The 18895-nt window shown below is 39.6% G+C and carries 17 protein-coding genes; 8 read left to right on the top strand and 9 right to left on the bottom strand.

All coding sequences use genetic code 11. The features are described 5' to 3' along the window. Positions 1–153 precede the first annotated feature (153 nt). The 5 genes from H5161_RS10780 to fur all read left to right on the top strand — a co-directional run bounded on the left by H5161_RS10780 (position 154) and on the right by fur (position 2691). A complete protein-coding gene (locus H5161_RS10780) occupies positions 154–921 on the top strand; it encodes an alpha/beta fold hydrolase (RefSeq protein WP_002962931.1) in 768 nt (255 codons plus the stop codon). Positions 922–1016: 95 nt separating this feature from the next. After that, the gene (locus H5161_RS10785) at positions 1017–1238 is read left to right on the top strand and encodes a DUF2788 domain-containing protein (RefSeq protein ID WP_002962930.1); all 222 of its coding nucleotides are present in this window, start codon (positions 1017–1019) and stop codon (positions 1236–1238) included. A gap of 2 nt (positions 1239–1240) precedes the next feature. Then, positions 1241–1519 carry a LexA regulated protein gene (gene ybfE, locus H5161_RS10790; RefSeq protein ID WP_002962928.1) on the top strand — a complete coding sequence of 93 codons (279 nt, stop codon included), beginning with the start codon at positions 1241–1243 and terminating at the stop codon, positions 1517–1519. Positions 1520–1533: 14 nt separating this feature from the next. After that, a complete protein-coding gene (fldA, locus tag H5161_RS10795) occupies positions 1534–2061 on the top strand; it encodes a flavodoxin FldA (RefSeq protein ID WP_007586856.1) in 528 nt (175 codons plus the stop codon). 186 nt (positions 2062–2247) lie between these two features. Beyond that, on the top strand, positions 2248–2691 hold the full coding sequence (fur, locus tag H5161_RS10800) for a ferric iron uptake transcriptional regulator (protein WP_002962922.1): 444 nt from the start codon (positions 2248–2250) through the stop codon (positions 2689–2691). A gap of 273 nt (positions 2692–2964) precedes the next feature. Here the strand turns inward: fur and glnS are convergent, their stop codons facing one another. Further along, positions 2965–4623: a glutamine--tRNA ligase gene (gene glnS, locus H5161_RS10805; protein WP_182711204.1), complete on the bottom strand. Its 1659-nt coding sequence runs from the start codon at positions 4621–4623 to the stop codon at positions 2965–2967. Between the two features lie 218 nt (positions 4624–4841). Here glnS and H5161_RS10810 point away from each other — a divergent pair, with 218 nt between their 5' ends. Next, positions 4842–5912, top strand: a complete 1071-nt coding sequence (locus H5161_RS10810; protein ID WP_182769262.1) for a DUF3083 family protein — start codon at positions 4842–4844, stop codon at positions 5910–5912. A 58-nt stretch (positions 5913–5970) separates the two neighbouring features. Here H5161_RS10810 and sucD read toward each other — a convergent pair whose 3' ends face one another. The 8 genes from sucD to sdhC form a co-directional block, all read right to left on the bottom strand. Further along, complete coding sequence (gene sucD, locus H5161_RS10815) at positions 5971–6843, bottom strand: succinate--CoA ligase subunit alpha (protein ID WP_002961811.1); 873 nt, start codon at positions 6841–6843, stop codon at positions 5971–5973. Further along, positions 6843–8009: an ADP-forming succinate--CoA ligase subunit beta gene (gene sucC / locus H5161_RS10820; protein ID WP_002961809.1), complete on the bottom strand. Its 1167-nt coding sequence runs from the start codon at positions 8007–8009 to the stop codon at positions 6843–6845. The genes sucD and sucC overlap by 1 nt, the downstream gene beginning before the upstream one ends. Before the next feature lie 177 nt (positions 8010–8186). Further along, positions 8187–9704 carry a 2-oxoglutarate dehydrogenase complex dihydrolipoyllysine-residue succinyltransferase gene (odhB, locus tag H5161_RS10825; protein ID WP_039487977.1) on the bottom strand — a complete coding sequence of 506 codons (1518 nt, stop codon included), beginning with the start codon at positions 9702–9704 and terminating at the stop codon, positions 8187–8189. Between the two features lie 3 nt (positions 9705–9707). After that, the gene (gene sucA, locus H5161_RS10830) at positions 9708–12527 is read right to left on the bottom strand and encodes a 2-oxoglutarate dehydrogenase E1 component (RefSeq protein WP_033021680.1); all 2820 of its coding nucleotides are present in this window, start codon (positions 12525–12527) and stop codon (positions 9708–9710) included. A gap of 91 nt (positions 12528–12618) precedes the next feature. Beyond that, on the bottom strand, positions 12619–13335 hold the full coding sequence (locus H5161_RS10835; protein WP_002961804.1) for a succinate dehydrogenase iron-sulfur subunit: 717 nt from the start codon (positions 13333–13335) through the stop codon (positions 12619–12621). Between the two features lie 10 nt (positions 13336–13345). Beyond that, entirely contained in the window at positions 13346–15118 is a 1773-nt protein-coding gene (gene sdhA / locus H5161_RS10840) for a succinate dehydrogenase flavoprotein subunit (RefSeq protein ID WP_002961801.1), read from the bottom strand. Beyond that, positions 15119–15466: a succinate dehydrogenase, hydrophobic membrane anchor protein gene (gene sdhD / locus H5161_RS10845; RefSeq protein ID WP_182769263.1), complete on the bottom strand. Its 348-nt coding sequence runs from the start codon at positions 15464–15466 to the stop codon at positions 15119–15121. Next, entirely contained in the window at positions 15457–15834 is a 378-nt protein-coding gene (sdhC, locus tag H5161_RS10850; protein WP_122975019.1) for a succinate dehydrogenase, cytochrome b556 subunit, read from the bottom strand. The genes sdhD and sdhC overlap by 10 nt, the downstream gene beginning before the upstream one ends. A 420-nt stretch (positions 15835–16254) precedes the next feature. Here sdhC and H5161_RS10855 point away from each other — a divergent pair, with 420 nt between their 5' ends. Both H5161_RS10855 and H5161_RS10860 read left to right on the top strand, forming a co-directional pair. Next, a complete protein-coding gene (locus H5161_RS10855) occupies positions 16255–17541 on the top strand; it encodes a citrate synthase (RefSeq protein WP_002961796.1) in 1287 nt (428 codons plus the stop codon). 115 nt (positions 17542–17656) lie between these two features. After that, the gene (locus tag H5161_RS10860; RefSeq protein WP_182769264.1) at positions 17657–18883 is read left to right on the top strand and encodes a SufS family cysteine desulfurase; all 1227 of its coding nucleotides are present in this window, start codon (positions 17657–17659) and stop codon (positions 18881–18883) included. The last annotated feature ends 12 nt before the right edge of the window (positions 18884–18895 follow it).

Genomic DNA, 18895 nt, shown 5'->3' on the forward strand with positions numbered 1-18895 from the left:
CGAGTTACAACAAGCACTCCCGTAAACATATTAATATTTACTTGATTGTTGTTGATTTAACAAACAAAAGCCCAATTTAATAAATAGTCGCTGTATTTTTTGCTTTTTAGAGCAATGCTCGGCAAACTATGGCGAAATTTTCAGGAGGCGTGTATGCAGTTAAATTACAAGCAACAAGGGCAAGGCCCTAATGTTATTTTGATCCACGGACTCTTTGGATCATTAGAAAACCTAAATGTAATAGCAAAACCATTAAGTGAACACTTTAATGTTATTAACGTTGATTTACGCAACCACGGGCTTTCTCCTCATAGTGATGAAATGAACTACCCTGCAATGGCTCAAGATATTGTCGAGTTATTAGCACATTTAAACATAGATAAAGCTCATTTAGTTGGGCATTCTATGGGTGGGAAAGTCGCAATGGAATTAGCACTAACACACCCTGAGCTGGTAAATAAATTGGTTGTACTTGATATCGCACCTGTTAGTTACCCTGCTCGCCACACAAAAATATTACAAGCATTAAAAGCAGTTTCAACGCAGTCAATAGATGATAGAAAGCAAGCTGATGCAATTATGCAGCCTTATATTGAAGAGCTAGGGGTTCGACAGTTTTTACTTAAAAGCCTCGCTAAAAATGAAGAAGGTCATTTTGCATGGCGATTTAACCTAAATGTGCTTGACGAAAAATATTCGACAATTACGTCCAATGTTAATGAAAACAATTCTTGTTTATGCGATACTCTTTTCATTAAAGGTAATGATTCTGACTATATATTGCCCGAGCATCGTACTGCAATTACAGCACGCTTTAAAAACACCAAGGCTAAAATTATTCATGGCGCAGGTCATTGGCTTCATGCTCAAAAGCCTCTTGCTGTTAATAAAGCGATAAATGACTTTTTAACTGCGGTTTAAAGCAATTTTAATCGCGTGTTTTTGATTCAGCGCACTAAATATATGAATATTTATATGCTATAGTACGCGCCGTTTAATTTAAAGGTTATACGTTGATGGTCAGTCAGTTAATTAACGAATTTGATACCCTAGGGTTGTATTTTGGCTTAGCCGGTATTTTCATATTCATCGGCATGGCAATTAAAGACGTACTAAAAAGTGGCAATGTGCCAAAGTTCGGACAATACATTGTTTGGGGCGTGCTCTTTTTAGGTTGTTCAGGCTTTATTGCTAAAGGGCTTATTCAAGTATTTTGGCAAGGCGCAGGTGTAGGTTAAGCATGGCGAAGTCAGAAACAGATAGAACTACACTCGATTTATTTGAATACGAAAAACGCCCAGGCAGACCTAAAACCAATCCCCTTTCTCGGGATATGCAGTTAAAGGTAAATAAACGTAATCAAATAAAAAGAGATAAAGCACGTGGTTTAAAGCGTGTTGAATTTAAAGTTTCATCGCAGTTATATCAAGCATTGAGTGATATGGCAGATGCACAAAATATTAGCCGCAGTGCGCTGATTGAAACGATTTTACAAGAAAGATTGGCTATTGATACATAAAAGGTTTTAAATCCATGGCAAGTGTAGGCATTTTTTTCGGAAGTGACACAGGTAACACAGAACACGTAGCAAAAATGATCCAAAAAGAATTGGGTAAAAAGCTAGTGGCTGTTCATGATATTGCAAAAAGCTCTAAAGAAGAGATTGCTGAATTTGATTTAATCTTATTCGGTATCCCTACTTGGTACTACGGTGAAGCTCAATGTGACTGGGATGACTTTTTTCCAGAACTTGAGGAAGTAGACTTTGAAGGTAAACTTGTTGCTATTTTTGGTTGTGGTGACCAAGAAGATTACGCTGAGTACTTTTTAGATGCAATGGGCATGATCAACGATATTGTTACTGAACGTGGCGCTATTGTTGTGGGCCATTGGCCAAGTGAAAGCTATGACTTTGAAGCGTCTAAAGGTATGGCTGATGATAAGCACTTTGTAGGTTTGGGCATCGACGAAGACCGTCAACCAGAGCTTACAGAACAACGTGTTAAAGCATGGTCTGCTCAAGTATATGAAGAAATGTGTTTAAGTGAATTAGCTGACTAATTTACTGCATATATCGCTAGCTGTTTAAATAATTATCAAACAGTTAGCGTTTTAAGCTTTAGTGGCAATATATATCAATTGTTCTTTGCACTTAACGCTTAGGCACGTTATTCTGTTTGTTGCTAATGTGTCGTGTACATCTTTGCAAGATGTCTAGTATAACCAAATAAAATTGAGACAGATTTAATGACTGATCATAACTTGGAACTTAAAAAAGCCGGTTTAAAAGTAACTTTACCGCGTATTAAAATATTAGAGATTTTACAATCTCCAGATAACCAACACATCAGTGCTGAAGATGTTTACAAAATTCTTTTGGATCTAGGTGAAGAAATTGGTCTTGCAACTGTATACCGCGTACTTAACCAATTTGATGATGCGGGTATTGTAAGCCGTCATCACTTTGAAGGCGGAAAATCAGTATTTGAACTTTCAGGAAGCACTCACCACGATCATTTAGTATGTTTGAAATGTGGCAAAGTGGTAGAGTTTGAAGATGACATGATTGAGCGTCGTCAACTAGAAATTGCTGAAGAAAATGGTATTACTCTTACAAACCATTCTTTGTATTTATACGGTGAGTGTAATGATAAAGCAGCGTGTAAAGAATTTAGCGACGCTAACAGCTAATATCGCTTTTAAACGCAATAAAAAAACCTGCTAAGTGCAGGTTTTTTTGTGCCTAAAAGACGATAATATTGAATATACCCAGTAAATCCTGGGTATATTTTAAGTATTATACCAATCCGCAATAATACTTAATCATTTAGCGGGGCTAAACGTGTCGCTACTTGCGTTAAAAAGTGCTCATTTAGAACAACTAAATAGCGAATTTTTTGCCTAGCTATCAACACGTTTTTCCAGCCTCAAAATAGATCACTTAATTAAGCGAATTGGTATTACTTATTGAGTTTTAGACCATGAATCGCGAAGACCCACGGTTTGATTAAATACAACGTTCTCTGATTTAGAATCACGAGAGAAATAACCTGTACGCTCAAACTGAAAGCCCTGCTCTGCTTGCGAGTTAGCAAGCGATGGTTCTAATTTAGCATTAGGTAAAACAACCAGTGACTCCGGGTTTAGCGTAGTTTCAAATTCCTCTGCAGCTGCTGGATTTGGTACGCTAAACAAGCGGTCGTATAAACGAACTTCTGCAGTAATAGACTCTGGTGCTGAAACCCAATGAATAACACCTTTTACTTTACGACCATCACTTGGGTTTTTACCAAGTGTTTCGCTGTCGTAAGTACAGAAGATAGTTGTGATTTCGCCATTTTCGTCTTTTTCAACACGCTGCGCTTTAATAACATAAGCACCACGTAAGCGTACTTCTTTATCAAGTACTAAACGTTTGAATTTGTTATTCGCTTCTTCTTTAAAGTCTTCTCGTTCAATATAGATTTCACGAGTAAATGGAACATCACGACGCCCCATTTCTTCTTTATTTGGGTGATTAGCCACTGATAAAGTTTCAACTTTATCTGCATCGTAGTTTTCAATAACGATTTTAACAGGATCGAGTACAGCCATTGCACGTGGTGCATTTTCGTTTAAGTCTTCACGGATACAGGCTTCAAGCATGCCCATTTCAACCATATTCTCTTGTTTTGTTACACCAATACGCAAACAAAATTCACGAATTGAACCTGGTGTATAACCACGACGACGTAAACCTGCAATAGTAGGCATACGAGGGTCATCCCACCCTTCTACATAGTTATTTACTACTAAATCATTTAGCTTACGCTTTGACATAATAGTGTATTCAAGATTTAAGCGCGAAAACTCAATTTGCTGTGGGTGACATTCTAAACTAATGTTATCAAGTACCCAGTCGTATAAACGACGGTTATCTTGGAACTCTAATGTACATAATGAATGTGTAATACCTTCAAGCGCATCAGAAATACAGTGAGTGAAGTCATACATTGGGTAAATGCACCACTTGTCAGCTGTTTGGTGATGATGAGCAAAACGTACACGGTAAATAATTGGATCGCGAAGCACCATAAATGAGCTTGCCATATCAATTTTAGCACGCAGTACACATTCACCTTCTTTGAATTCGCCAGCGCGCATTTTTTCAAATAACGCTAGGTTTTCTTCAACTGAAGTATCTCTATAAGGACTGTTTTTACCTGGCTCTTTTAATGTACCACGGTACTGTCGTGCTTCGTCTGCAGTTAAAAAACAAACGTACGCTAAGCCTTTTTCAATAAGCTCTACTGCGTAACCATATAAAGTATCAAAATAGTTAGAAGAATACTTTATGTCGCCATCCCAATTAAAGCCTAACCACTGTACATCCTCTTTAATAGAGTTAACGTAGTTAATGTCTTCTTTTTCAGGGTTTGTATCGTCAAAACGTAGGTTACATAAACCGTTGTAGTCTTTTGCGATACCAAAATTCAAACAAATTGATTTGGCATGGCCAATATGTAAAAAGCCATTTGGCTCAGGTGGAAAACGTGTATGCGTTGTCGCATGTTTGCCACTTGCTAAGTCTTCATCAATTCGGGTTCTAATAAAGTTACTTGGGCGATTCTCAATTTCCGCCATAGGAGTGTGATCCTCTAAATATTACGTAATAACAAAACTAATGCATTATTACAAAAACATACACTAACATACAGCAATAGATTAAGGTTTATTTTAGATATTGATTAACTTTAATCCACTTGTTCAATTGTTTATGAATAAAATTTGTTTTAACGCAACATTTAGGTCATCAAAGCCAATTATAGTAGCTAAATAACCTACTTTATAAGGATTCTAAGATGGCGACACTTAATCAACACCGTGTATATATTCCAACTAATGCACGCGCTAACCACTATTTATTGGCTGAAATAATACCTAATGAAGCATTTTATAATAGCTTTAGCACTATAAACTGTTGCTACGAGCGTATTGCGCGTCAATTATTTGCATGTTGTGATGAGTATGAACTGCATAATGTACATTTATTAGCAAACGATAAACTACCGGTTGTACGCTTTCATGATGAGTCATATCAACTAGAAACCGACAAGCAGATGTTGTTTTTTTATAATCCTCGTTATCACGAGGCACATAAAATTTATTACTCACCAGATATAAAAAGTAAGAAAATACGTTTCTTGTTTTTAGCCACGGGTGAAGACTTACGTGCAAACTCAGCTTTGTTTCACAATAGAGTACAAAAAGTATTGACCCTTTTACAAGAACAGTTATTTATAAATCAGCCCCAATTTAAACTTCGCGATCACCAGCATCTAACTTACGATTTATTTGCTAAAGATAAGGGAAATAAAGAGAGTTATGGATATAAACTCAGAAGCCTCTACCCTCGCTATCAATCAAGGCAATGTAATATTCCTAGTGACTATGCTGAAATGACTTACGCAACATTTACCATTGCGGTTTCTCGGGCCATCAAAACACAGTTTCAAACAATGGTGAACAATAACGATGTGGAAAAGTTTTATGATTACTTTGCAGATAGTTTTAAACGCGCATGTGAACAAAACAAACTAACACACGGTGCAATGGTAGCTAATGGCGCAATACCCATTGTCCGAAACAGTAAAATAGATAAAAATGAAGGTAATGCAGAGTTACAAAAGTTGAGCTTTGATGTTGAATCAAATGAAAATCAAATTAAGTATTTTTATGAAGCAACAAAATTAGTAGAAACACTACATTTTGTTATTGTCGCAACGCAGCAGGATAAACATGAAATTGGTTATGGCCGCTTTATGAACCAAGTAGAGAAAACAATTCATGCATTATGTAACGAGCTGGCCATAAATAAGCAACGACAAGATTTGTCTGTACGCTTTTTTCAGCATATTAGTTATCCGTTCTAAATTTACCTCAATAACAAAAAGGCCCGCATAAGCGGGCCTTTTCAGAGGAAACAAGCAATTACCAGCCTGTTTTCTCTTTAAGTGCTTTACCGATTTCAGCAAGTGAACGTACAGTTTTTACGCCCGCAGCTTCTAATGCAGCAAATTTCTCATCAGCAGTACCTTTACCGCCTGCGATGATTGCGCCAGCGTGACCCATACGCTTACCTTCTGGTGCAGTAACACCAGCAATGTAAGATACTACAGGTTTAGTTACGTTAGCTTTGATGTACTCTGCAGCTTCTTCTTCTGCAGTACCACCAATTTCACCAATCATTACGATTGCTTCAGTTTGTGGATCTTTTTCGAACATTTCTAGAACGTCGATAAAGTTAGTACCTGGGATTGGATCACCACCAATACCAACACACGTAGACTGACCAAAACCAGCATCAGTAGTTTGCTTAACCGCTTCGTACGTTAAAGTACCAGAGCGAGAAACAATACCTACTTTACCAGGTTTGTGGATGTGACCAGGCATGATACCAATCTTAGTCTCACCAGGAGTAATAACACCTGGACAGTTAGGACCGATCATACGAGTACCTGTTTGATCTAGTTTAACTTTAACGTCAACCATATCAAGCGTAGGGATACCTTCAGTGATACAAACAATCAGCTCGATGCCAGCATCGATAGCTTCTAAGATTGCATCTTTACAGAAAGGAGCTGGTACGTAGATAACTGAAGCAGTTGCGCCAGTTTCTTGAACAGCGTCACGAACTGTGTTGAATACAGGAAGACCAAGGTGCGTTTGACCGCCTTTACCTGGGCTTACACCACCAACCATTTGTGTACCGTACTCAAGCGCTTGCTCTGAGTGGAAAGTACCTTGGCCACCAGTGAAACCTTGACAGATAACTTTTGTATCTTTATTGATTAATACAGACATTATTTGCCCTCCGCAGCAGCAACAACTTTCTCAGCAGCGTCTGTTAGTGATTCAGCAGCAATGATATCTAGACCTGAGTTCTTAAGAACTTCACGACCTAATTCAGCATTAGTACCTTCTAAACGTACAACTACAGGTACATTTACGCCAACTTCTTTAACTGCGCCAATGATACCTTCAGCAATCATGTCACAACGTACGATACCGCCAAAGATGTTTACTAAAACAGCTTTAACATTATCGTCAGAAAGGATGATTTTGAATGCTTCAGAAACACGTTCTTTAGTCGCGCCGCCGCCAACATCTAGGAAGTTAGCCGGTTTGCCGCCGTGTAGGTTTACGATGTCCATAGTACCCATTGCTAGGCCTGCACCGTTAACCATACAACCAACATTGCCATCTAGAGCAACGTAGTTAAGCTCGAAGCTTGCTGCGTGTGCTTCACGTGCATCTTCTTGAGATGGATCGTGGAACTCACGGATTTTAGGTTGACGGTAAAGTGCATTACCATCAATACCGATTTTTCCGTCAAGACAGTGAAGGTTACCTTCGTCTGTAATTACTAACGGGTTGATCTCAAGTAGTGCGAAATCAAAATCAGTAAACATGTTACCAAGACCCATAAAGATCTTAACAAACTGCTTCATTTGTACTGGGTTAAGACCCAATTTAAAGCCTAGTTCACGTGCTTGGTAAGCTTGAGGACCCACTAATGGATCAATTTCAGCTTTGTGGATAAGCTCTGGTGTTTCTTCTGCAACAGTTTCAATTTCAACGCCGCCTTCAGTAGACGCCATGAAAACTACTTTGCGAGATGCACGGTCAACTACTGCACCTAGGTACAATTCGTTAGCAATGTCAGTACAGCTTTCAACTAAAATTTTAGCTACTGGCTGACCTTTCTCGTCTGTTTGGTAAGTAACTAGGTTTTTACCCAACCAGTTAGCTGCAAACGCTTTTACTTCGTCGATAGTTTTTACTAGCTTTACACCGCCAGCTTTACCACGTCCACCTGCGTGAACCTGAGTTTTAACAACCCACATATCACCGCCGATTTTTTCAGCAGCTGCTGCAGCTTCTTCAGGTGTATCGCAAGCGAAACCCTGAGAAACTGGTAAACCATATTCGGCAAAAAGTTGTTTTGCCTGATACTCATGCAAATTCATGATGCTTTATCCAATTTTTTATACTAAAAGAGCTGAATATTTTTTCAAATAAACAACTATCCCAAATTGCGCACCTAGTATAGATCCCAAGGCTTAACATGAAAACCCCAGTAAGACCAAAGGCGCAAAAAAAAAGCTGTGAATGTTCATTCACAGCTTACATTTCATACAACTAGATTAAACATCTAGCAATAAGCGAGTTGGATCTTCAAGTAACTCTTTAATAGTCACTAAGAAACCAACTGATTCTTTACCATCAATGATACGGTGGTCATAAGAAAGAGCTAAATACATCATAGGAAGTATTTCTACTTTACCATTTACAGCCATCGGACGGTCTTGGATTTTATGCATACCCAAAATTGAAGACTGTGGCAAGTTAATGATAGGTGTAGATAGTAATGAACCAAATACGCCGCCATTAGTAATAGTGAAATTACCACCGGTCATATCTGCAAGCGTTAGCTTACCATCACGACCTTTAAGTGCTAATTCACGAATACCCTTTTCGATTTCAGCAACAGATAGTTTGTCACAATCTTTAAGTACTGGAGTAACTAGACCACGTGGAGTAGATACTGCAATGCTGATATCAAAATAGTTATGGTAAACAATATCGTCACCATCAATTGATGCATTAACATCTGGGAAGCGTTTAAGTGCTTCAGTTACCGCTTTCACGTAGAAAGACATGAAACCTAAACGAATGCCATGACGCTTTTCAAATACTTCTTGGTACTGCTTACGAAGGCTCATGATTGGTTCCATGTTCACTTCGTTGAATGTTGTTAACATTGCAGTTGAATTTTTAGCTTCAAGAAGACGTGTAGCAATCGTTTTACGCAGGCGAGTCATAGGAACACGTTTTTGAGTACGATCGCCCATCGGTGCTGCAGGAGCAGAAGCTTCTGCTTTTTTAGCCGCTGGCGCTGGTGCTTTTAAGAACGTATCAACGTCTTCTTTAGTTACGCGGCCATTTTTACCCGTGCCGTTAATTTTAGAAGCGTCTAAGCCTTTCTCAGCAATTAAACGACGAACTGATGGTGTTAACACATCTGAACTTTCGCTAGAATCTGCTGCTGGCGTTTCGTCTGCTTTTGCAGCTGGAGCCGCTGGTGCACCGCCTGCTTTAACCGAGCCAATTACTTGCTCGCCTAGTACAGTATCGCCTTCGTTGTGAATGATATCACCCATGATGCCATCTTCTTGAGCTACTACTTCAAGAACAACTTTATCTGTTTCAATATCTACCAAGTTTTGGTCGCGTGTTACTGCGTCACCTGGTTGTACATGCCATGTAGCAATTGTTGCGTCTGCAACTGATTCTGGAAGTACAGGTACTTTAATGTCCACTTCTTTACCTTCTGATGCTGGTGCTGATTGCGCCGCTGGCGCGTCTTCTGATTTAGCTGGTGCTGATTCTTCTTTAGATGAACCTTCACTTGCTGGCGCTGCATCAGCATCACCAAGTAAACCCATAACTTGATCGCCAAGTACGGTTGCACCTTCTTCTTGTGATATTTCTGTAATTACACCGTCATGCTGTGCAACAACTTCTAAAACCACTTTATCTGTTTCAATGTCTACTAAGTTTTGATCGCGAGTTACTTTGTCGCCAACACTTACATGCCATGTAGCAACGGTAGCATCTGCAACCGACTCAGGAAGAACAGGAACTTTAATTTCTGTGCTCATTGCTTATCCTTTATTTTCTATAGTAAGCGCGTCGGCAACGAGCGCTTGTTGTTCTTTAGTATGTACTGACATGTAACCACACGCTGGTGATGCAGACGCTTTACGTCCTGCATATTTTAATTTAGCACCTTGTGGGATTGCATCAATAAAGTGATGTTGTGAACAGTACCATGCACCTTGGTTTTGTGGCTCTTCTTGACACCATACAAAATCAGTTACGTGTTGGTAACGCTCCATAATTGTTTGCATTTCGTCATGTGGGAACGGATATAACTGCTCAACACGAACAATAGCAATATTATCTTGCTCTAGCTTACGACGCTCTTGTAATAGTTCGTAATAAACTTTACCACTACAAAATACAACGCGTTCAACTTTCTCAGGGTTAATATCATCAACTTCGTCGATCATATTATGGAAAACACCATGCGATAGCTCTTCAAGCGATGAAGTTGCAAGAGGATGACGAAGCAACGACTTAGGCGTCATAACAATCAACGGACGACGTAGTGGTCGAACTGATTGACGACGAAGCATAGCGTAAACTTGTGCAGGAGTAGATGGAACACATACTTGCATGTTGTGATCAGCACATAGTTGTAGGAAACGCTCTAAGCGAGCTGAACTATGCTCTGGACCTTGTCCTTCATAGCCATGTGGTAACAAAATTGTAAGACCACATAAACGGCCCCATTTTTGCTCACCAGAACTTAGGAATTGGTCAAATACAACTTGTGCACCGTTGGCGAAATCACCAAACTGTGCTTCCCAAAGTACTAATGAAGTAGGCTCAGCAGTTGCATAACCGTATTCAAAAGCAACAACAGCTTCTTCAGATAAAACAGAGTCAAATACTTCAAAAGTACCTTGATCTTCGCTTAAGTGCTGTAGAGGTGTATAAGTAGCGCCGTCTGATTGACTGTGAACAACAGCATGACGATGGAAGAATGTACCACGCCCTGAATCCTGACCAGTTAAACGAATGTCTGTGCCTTCAGTTGCAATTGTTGCATAAGCAAGTGTTTCTGCCATACCCCAATCTAGAGGTTTCTCACCAGAAGCCATTAATTTACGATCATCGTAAATCTTTTTAACGCGTGACTGTGCTTTATATTGCTCTGGGTAAGAAGCGATTTTCTCACCGAGTGCTTTGAGCTCTTCAACAGGTACGCTGGCATCGTAATCAACATCCCATTCATGGCCAACATACTTTGCCCAATCTGAAGAATGCGATGTCTCTGGTTGTATTTCTGAAACAACACAGTTGCCTTCGTCTAATGCATTACGGTACTCATCAGCAAGTGCTTTTATTTCTTGTTCAGAAAAAGAGCCTTCAGCTATAAGTTGATCTGCGTAAATTAAACGTGGAACTGGGTGCTTTTTAATTTTTTGGTACATAACAGGCTGAGTTGCATTAGGCTCATCAGCTTCATTGTGACCATGGCGACGGTAACATACTAAATCGATTACTACGTCACGTTTAAACTGGTTTCTGAAATCAAGTGCAATTTGAGTAACAAATGCAACTGCTTCAGGGTCATCAGAGTTAACATGGAAGATAGGTGACTGAACCATTTTAGCAATGTCAGTACAGTAATCTGTAGAGCGTACATCGTCTTGTTTTGATGTAGTAAAACCAACTTGGTTATTTACAACAATACGAATACTACCACCACAACTAAACGCGTTAGTTTGTGATAAGTTAAACGTTTCTTGTACAACACCTTGGCCTGTAACCGCAGAATCACCATGAATTGTAATTGGTAAAGCTTTAATACCAGAACTGTCACCTAAGCGATCAAGACGAGCACGTACTGAGCCCATAACAACTGGATTTACAATTTCAAGATGAGACGGGTTAAACGCAAGCGCCATATGAACATTGCCACCTTTAGTAGCAAAGTCAGATGAATAACCCATGTGGTATTTAACATCGCCAGAACTTAATGTTTCTTTATGTTTACCAGCAAACTCATCAAATAATTCTGATGGATTTTTACCAAGTACATTTACAAGAACATTTAAACGACCACGGTGAGCCATACCAATAACAGCTTCTTGTTGGCCGCTTTCGCCAGCGCGGTGAATAAGCTCTTTTAACATTGGAACTAGCGCATCGCCACCTTCAAGTGAGAAACGCTTAGCACCTGGGAACTTAGCCCCTAAATATTTTTCAAGTCCGTCAGCAGCAGTTAATCCTTTTAGGATACGCAGCTTTTCGTCTTTTTCGAATTTTGGCCTAGACTGGACAGATTCTAAACGCTGTTGTAACCAACGCTTTTCCTCTGTTGATGTGATGTGCATATACTCAGCGCCAATTGAACCACAATATGTAGTTTTTAGTGCTTGGTATAGTTCACCTAAAGGCATAGTATCGCGGCCTACGGCAAACGATCCTACGTTAAACTCGCGGTCAAAATCACTTGAAGATAAGTCGTGGTACTCTAGCTCTAAATCTCGTACACGCTCTCGTTGCCAAATACCTAATGGATCTAGGTTTGCATTTTGGTGTCCACGAAAACGGAAAGCATTAATAAGTTGTAGAACTTTAACCTGTTTAAGGTCACCGCCACTACCCTCTGCTACCACTACTTCTCTATGCTTGTTTTTTGCAAGCTGTGCAAACTGCGTTCGAACTTCTGAATGTTTTACTTCAACATCCACACCATCAACTTTAGGTAATTGTTCGAACACTTCTCGCCATTCATCTGGCACAGAAGTCGCATCGTCTAAATACGCTTCATAAAGCTCTTCTACATAAGCAACGTTGCCGCCGTTTAAATGTGAAGATTCTAGCCATGCCTTCATCACACCTTCGTGCATTTATAAGCCCTTTTCTTTAGCGCAGAAATTAATAGTTATCATAACAAGATGGCTAATAATCTGTATTAGCCATCTTACGTTTACTAAGTAATCAAACCGCTCGGTTTAATAACATAGATTTGATTTGCCCAATTGCTTTAGTCGGGTTAAGACCCTTAGGACAAACGCTAACACAGTTCATGATACTGTGGCAACGGAACACACTGAACGCATCGTCTAAATCCGCTAAACGTTCTTCAGTTGCTGTATCTCGGCTATCAGCTAAGAAACGGTAAGCGTGAAGAAGGCCTGCTGGACCAATGAACTTGTCTGGATTCCACCAGAACGAAGGACACGATGTCGAACAACATGCACACAAAATACACTCATATAGCCCATCTAATTTATCACGTTCTTCAATAGATTGAAGACGCTCGCCTGCTGCAGGCTGATCATTAATTAAATAAGGTTTAACTTTTTCGTACTGAGTGTAGAACTGACTCATGTCAATAACAAGGTCACGAACCACAGGTAAGCCTGGTAATGGACGTACTACAATTTTACCTTTGCCATTTTTTTGTAGCGTAGATAAAGGAGTAATACATGCTAAACCATTTTTACCATTCATGTTAACACCATCAGATCCACACACACCTTCACGGCATGAACGACGAAAAGATAGTGTAGGATCTTGTTCTTTTAAAAGAATAAGTGCATCTAACACCATCATGTCGTGACCTTCCTCTGTTTGCAAGGTGTATTCTTGCATACGAGGAGCGTTGTCAACATCTGGATTATAACGATAAACTGAAAATTGTACTTGTGCCATCGTCTATCTCCTAGTAAACACGTGCTTTAGGTGGGAAAGCTTCACGCGTTTTAGGCGCATAGTTTACATCACGTTTACTCATTTCATCCGTTACAGGATTGAATACTGAGTGACATAACCAGTTTTCGTCATCACGATCTGGGTAGTCAAAGCGAGAATGTGCACCACGGCTTTCTGTACGGAAGTTTGCAGCTACTGCAGTTGAGTAAGCTGTTTCCATTAAGTTATCTAGTTCAAGACATTCGATACGCTGAGTATTGAAGTCTGATGATTTATCATCAAGACGAGCATGTTGCAGACGTTCACGAATTTCTTTAAGTTCTTGAAGACCTGAAGCCATTGAATCGCCTTCACGGAATACCGAGAAGTTAAGCTGCATACATTGCTGTAGGTCTTTTTTGATTTGAACTGGATCTTCACCTTGGCCAGCCGTTGAATTTTCCCAACGGTTGTAACGTGCAAGAGACGCTTCTAAATCTGACTCTGAAGCCGCTTTTGATACTTCAACATCTTTAAGGTATTTACCTAAGAAGTTACCAGCAGCGCGGCCAAATACAACTAAATCTAGTAATGAGTTACCACCTAGGCGGTTTGCACCGTGTACAGATACACATGCAATCTCACCAACAGCAAATAAACCTTCAACTACTTTTTCGTTGCCTTGAGCATCGATTTGTAGTGCTTGTCCATTTACGTTAGTAGGAACACCACCCATCATATAATGACAAGTAGGAATTACTGGAATTGGCTCTTTAGCTGGATCAACGTGAGCGAAAGTTTTAGCTAGGTCACATACGCCAGGAAGACGTAGGTTAAGCGTTTCTTCACCTAAATGGTCAAGTTTCAGCTTGATATGAGGACCCCAAGGACCATCACAACCACGACCTTCACGGATTTCAGTCATCATTGAACGCGCAACAACATCGCGAGACGCTAAGTCTTTTGCATTTGGTGCGTAACGTTCCATGAAGCGCTCGCCATCTTTATTTAAAAGATAACCGCCTTCACCACGACAACCTTCAGTTACTAGCGTACCAGCACCTGCAATACCCGTTGGGTGGAACTGCCACATTTCCATGTCTTGCATAGAAATACCAGCGCGTGTTGCCATACCAACACCGTCACCGGTGTTAATGTGAGCATTTGTTGTTGATGCGAATATACGACCTGCACCACCAGTGGCTAATACAACTGCTTTAGATTTGAAGAAAGTGATTTCACCTGTTTCAATCTCAATTGCTGTACACCCTACTACATCGCCATTGTCGTTTTTAACTAAGTCAAGTGCATACCACTCAGAGAATACATTTGTTTTGTTTTTAACGTTTTGTTGATATAGAAGATGAAGTAAAGCATGACCAGTACGGTCAGCTGCAGCAGCAGTACGTGCGGCTTGTTCACCACCAAAGTTTTTCGATTGACCACCGAAAGGACGTTGGTAAACACGGCCATTTTCAAAACGAGAAAATGGTAGTCCCATGTTTTCTAATTCAGTAATAGCTTCTGGGCCAGTTTGACACATGTATTCAATAGCGTCTTGGTCACCGATAAAATCGGAACCCTTAACGGTATCGTACATATGCCATTCCCAGTTGTCTTCGTGTGAATTACCAAGCGCTACTGTAATACCACCTTGAGCAGATACAGTGTGTGAGCGCGTTGGAAATACTTTAGATATTAATGCACACGTTTTGCCAGATTCTGTAATTGCTAAAGCAGCGCGCATACCAGCACCACCTGCACCAATTACTACGGCGTCAAATTCACGAACAGAATATTTCACTTAAACACCCCATAATACGATTAGACCAATAGCTACGTAAGCAACGGCCATTAGGTTTAAAACAAAACCTAATACAGCACGCAAGTTCGAACACTTAACATAGTCTGTAAGAACTTGCCAAAGGCCAATGCGGGTATGAACCATAATGCAAATAAGGGTAATTAAAGTAAACCCTTTCATTGCTAGGTTAGAGAAGAGGCCTGTCCAGGCTTCGAAAGTGACTTCTGGCGTCGCTAAAAAATAGCCGATAATAAAAATCGCGTACGCGCTGATTATTAATGCCGTGGTACGTAAAGATACGAAATCTTGTACACCATCACGTTTTAGAGTTGCTTGATTTAAAACCATATCCACACCCCTGCCAATACGGCAAACACAACACCAAGAGCCATTGATACTTTAGCGCTGAGGTTACCTGATTCAAGTTCTTCCCAATGTCCCATATCCATAATCATATGACGGATGCCACCAATAAGGTGATAACCTAATACAGAAACAGTGCCCCAAGCTATAAATTTGGCAATGAATCCGTTAAACAGACCCTTGACGAATTCAAAACCTTCAGCTGAAGAGAGAGACTCAGACCAAGCCCAAATGACAAACGTTAAAGCAAAAAACAATGCAACACCGGTGACGCGGTGAAAAATTGAAGCTTTAGCCGTTGCCGGCATAGATATAGTTGTTAGATCTAGATTTACAGGTCTTTGCTTTTTCACAGTTACTTGCCCATCTTTGCTCACAGTGGAGCTCATCTACTTGTTTTTCTAAAAACCCACCAAATATTATTGATGGAACTATAAGAATAAACGTATCAAAATAGTTAAAGTTCACAAAACAGTAAATTTTAAGCTGTTAAGAATATGTTTACCCAAATACAATACGGTTTAAAACCACCGTTAGTATATATACCCACAGGACTTTTTACAATTCTTGTTTATTTAGAGATGTTTGCGAATTAGCCAATAGTATTATATTTAATTAATACCGAATATTTATTATACATATATGCATAATGTTTATAAAAATTGACTTTAACCCCCTCTTTCACGTTAAAATGCGAAGATGTGCTTAAAACAGATTTCAGAACTTTAAAATCTAAAAATCAGAATAGATATCTTAATAGGAGATACATAGCGATGGCAGATAAAAAAGCCACAGTCCATATTGATGGACTAGATCCAATCGAACTTCCAATTTATCAAGGCACTGCTGGCCAAGATGTAATCGACGTACGTACGTTAGGTTCACATGGTCACTTTACTTATGACCCAGGTTTCATGTCGACTGGTTCTTGTGAATCTGCAATCACCTATATTGATGGTGGTAAAGGTGTACTACTTCACCGTGGTTACCCAATTGAGCAATTAGCTGAAGATTCTAACTATATTGAGCTTTGCTACTTACTTTTAAATGGTGAGTTACCTTCTAAAGAACAATACGAAGTTTTTAAGAATGAAATCACTACAAGCACTATGCTTGACGAGAAAATTGCTAACTTTTTCCAAGGTTTCCGCTTTGACGCTCACCCAATGGCAATGCTTTGTGGCGTAGTGGGTGCATTATCATCTTTTTATCATGAAGACCTTGATATTACTGATGCAGAACAACGTAAAACAAGTGCAGTTAAGCTAGTTGCTAAGTTACCAACTATTGCTGCAATGGCTTATAAAACAAACATCGGCCAACCGTTTGTATACCCACGTAACGATTTAAGCTACGCAGAAAACTTCTTACACATGATGTTCTCTGTACCTGCTGAAGAATATAAAGTTAATCCTGTAACTGCTAAAGCTATGGATAAAATCTTTATGCTTCATGCAGATCATGAGCAAAATGCATCGACTTCAACAGTTCGTCTTGCTGGTTCATCAGGTGCTAACCCGTATGCATGTATTGCAGCTGGTATTGCTTCTTTATGGGGACCTGCTCACGGCGGCGCTAACGAAGCATGTTTAAACATGTTAGAAGAGATTGGCTCTGTGGACCGTATTGATGAATACGTTGCTAAAGCTAAAGACAAAGCTGACCCATTCCGCCTTATGGGCTTTGGTCACCGCGTTTACAAAAACTTCGACCCACGTGCTACAGTAATGCGTCAAACCTGTCATGAAGTTTTAGCTGAGCTAAATATCCAAGATCCACTTCTTGATATTGCTATGAAGCTTGAGCAAATTGCCCTTGAAGACCCGTACTTTGTAGAGAAGAAACTATACCCTAACGTAGATTTCTACTCTGGTATTATCTTAAAAGCGATTGGTATTCCAACAAGCATGTTCACTGTAATTTTTGCAATGGCACGTACTGTTGGTTGGATCACTCACTGGGATGAGATGCTATCTCAACCTGGTCATAAGATCAGCCGTCCTCGCCAAATGTATACTGGTTACACTCAACGTGACTACGTATCAACTGACAAGCGTTAATTAGCGCTGGTTAGTTTAAAAGGCCGCATTTTGCGGCCTTTTTTTATTAACAGCACTTGAGAATTATCATAAACCGATTACAATCCCTGCCTTAAAAACACTATGTAGATGAGCTATGCCTACTTTAAAGTTTGATATAAATAAAATTAGAAAAGACTTCCCGACATTAAATCAAACAATAAACGGCTGCCCGCTTGTTTATTTAGACTCAGCAGCAACCTCACAAAAGCCTCAATCAGTTATAGATACAATTACTGAGTTTTATACGTCTCAAAATGCAAATGTACACCGTGGACGCCATACACTTAGCGAGCAAGCCACTTATTCTTATGAACAAGTCCGGGATAAAGCTGCAAGGTTTTTTAATGTCTTAAGTAAAGAGATTGTATGGACTAAAGGTGCTACAGAAGCCATAAATTTGGTCGCTAACGGCTTAAAAAAGCGTTTAGATGAAAGTCATACCATAATAATATCTCCGCTTGAGCATCACGCAAACATAGTGCCTTGGCAACTAGTAAGCCAACAGACGGGAGCTAAATTAGTCTCTCTGCCGCTAAATAATAACGGCACGCTAAACATACAACAATGCTGTGAATTTATAAAAGAAACAAAACCTGCCTTATTAGCTATTACACAAGCATCGAACACACTGGGTAATATCACTGATTTAAAGCCACTAATTGTAGCTGCAAAAGAGGTGAATTCGCTTGTTTTAGTGGACGGAGCCCAAGGTGCACTGCATTTAAAACCCGATTTACGTGAATTAAACTGTGACTTTTATGTTTGCTCAAGCCATAAAATGCTCGGTCCAACAGGCTTAGGTGTACTTTATGGCCAATATAAAGAGCTAAATACGCTAGATATTTACCAATCCGGCGGTGAAATGATCGATAAAGTTTACTTAACTCATAGCACTTATCGCCCTGCGCCTGCAAAATTTGAAACTGGCACACCAAATATTTCTGGAGTTTTAGGCTTTGGTGCCGCATTAGACTATTTAAATGAATTAGATCACGTGCAAATACAGCAATATGAACAAGAATTGTTTAGTTACGCGGCACAAAAATTGGTAAAGGTGGATGGCATTACCATATTCAGCAACCTATCTGACAATATTGGTACACTCTGTTTTAATTTTAGAGATGAACATCCTTATGATTTGGCAACTTTACTTGACGGATATGGGGTTGCAGTCAGAAGTGGACACCATTGTACGCAACCATTAATGACACATTTAGGGCTTAATGGAACGTTAAGAGCGAGTTTTTCTTTTTATAATACCTACAAAGATGTAGATATATTCATTGATTCACTTAAAAAATGTATCGCTTTATTAGATTGAACGCCAGTTTAA

The organism is Pseudoalteromonas sp. SG43-5 (genome assembly GCF_014164345.1).
Taxonomy (GTDB): domain Bacteria; phylum Pseudomonadota; class Gammaproteobacteria; order Enterobacterales; family Alteromonadaceae; genus Pseudoalteromonas; species Pseudoalteromonas distincta.

Excerpts from the sequence above, each read along its gene's own strand:
- H5161_RS10780 (WP_002962931.1), top strand. The coding sequence starts at position 154 with ATGCAGTTAAATTACAAGCAACAAGGGCAAGGCCCTAATGTTATTTTG.
- H5161_RS10785 (WP_002962930.1), top strand. The coding sequence starts at position 1,017 with ATGGTCAGTCAGTTAATTAACGAATTTGATACCCTAGGGTTGTATTTT.
- ybfE (WP_002962928.1), top strand. The coding sequence starts at position 1,241 with ATGGCGAAGTCAGAAACAGATAGAACTACACTCGATTTATTTGAATAC.
- fldA (WP_007586856.1), top strand. The coding sequence starts at position 1,534 with ATGGCAAGTGTAGGCATTTTTTTCGGAAGTGACACAGGTAACACAGAA.
- fur (WP_002962922.1), top strand. The coding sequence starts at position 2,248 with ATGACTGATCATAACTTGGAACTTAAAAAAGCCGGTTTAAAAGTAACT.
- glnS (WP_182711204.1), bottom strand. The coding sequence starts at position 4,623 with ATGGCGGAAATTGAGAATCGCCCAAGTAACTTTATTAGAACCCGAATT.
- H5161_RS10810 (WP_182769262.1), top strand. The coding sequence starts at position 4,842 with ATGGCGACACTTAATCAACACCGTGTATATATTCCAACTAATGCACGC.
- sucD (WP_002961811.1), bottom strand. The coding sequence starts at position 6,843 with ATGTCTGTATTAATCAATAAAGATACAAAAGTTATCTGTCAAGGTTTC.
- sucC (WP_002961809.1), bottom strand. The coding sequence starts at position 8,009 with ATGAATTTGCATGAGTATCAGGCAAAACAACTTTTTGCCGAATATGGT.
- odhB (WP_039487977.1), bottom strand. The coding sequence starts at position 9,704 with ATGAGCACAGAAATTAAAGTTCCTGTTCTTCCTGAGTCGGTTGCAGAT.
- sucA (WP_033021680.1), bottom strand. The coding sequence starts at position 12,527 with ATGCACGAAGGTGTGATGAAGGCATGGCTAGAATCTTCACATTTAAAC.
- H5161_RS10835 (WP_002961804.1), bottom strand. The coding sequence starts at position 13,335 with ATGGCACAAGTACAATTTTCAGTTTATCGTTATAATCCAGATGTTGAC.
- sdhD (WP_182769263.1), bottom strand. The coding sequence starts at position 15,466 with ATGGTTTTAAATCAAGCAACTCTAAAACGTGATGGTGTACAAGATTTC.
- H5161_RS10855 (WP_002961796.1), top strand. The coding sequence starts at position 16,255 with ATGGCAGATAAAAAAGCCACAGTCCATATTGATGGACTAGATCCAATC.
- H5161_RS10860 (WP_182769264.1), top strand. The coding sequence starts at position 17,657 with ATGCCTACTTTAAAGTTTGATATAAATAAAATTAGAAAAGACTTCCCG.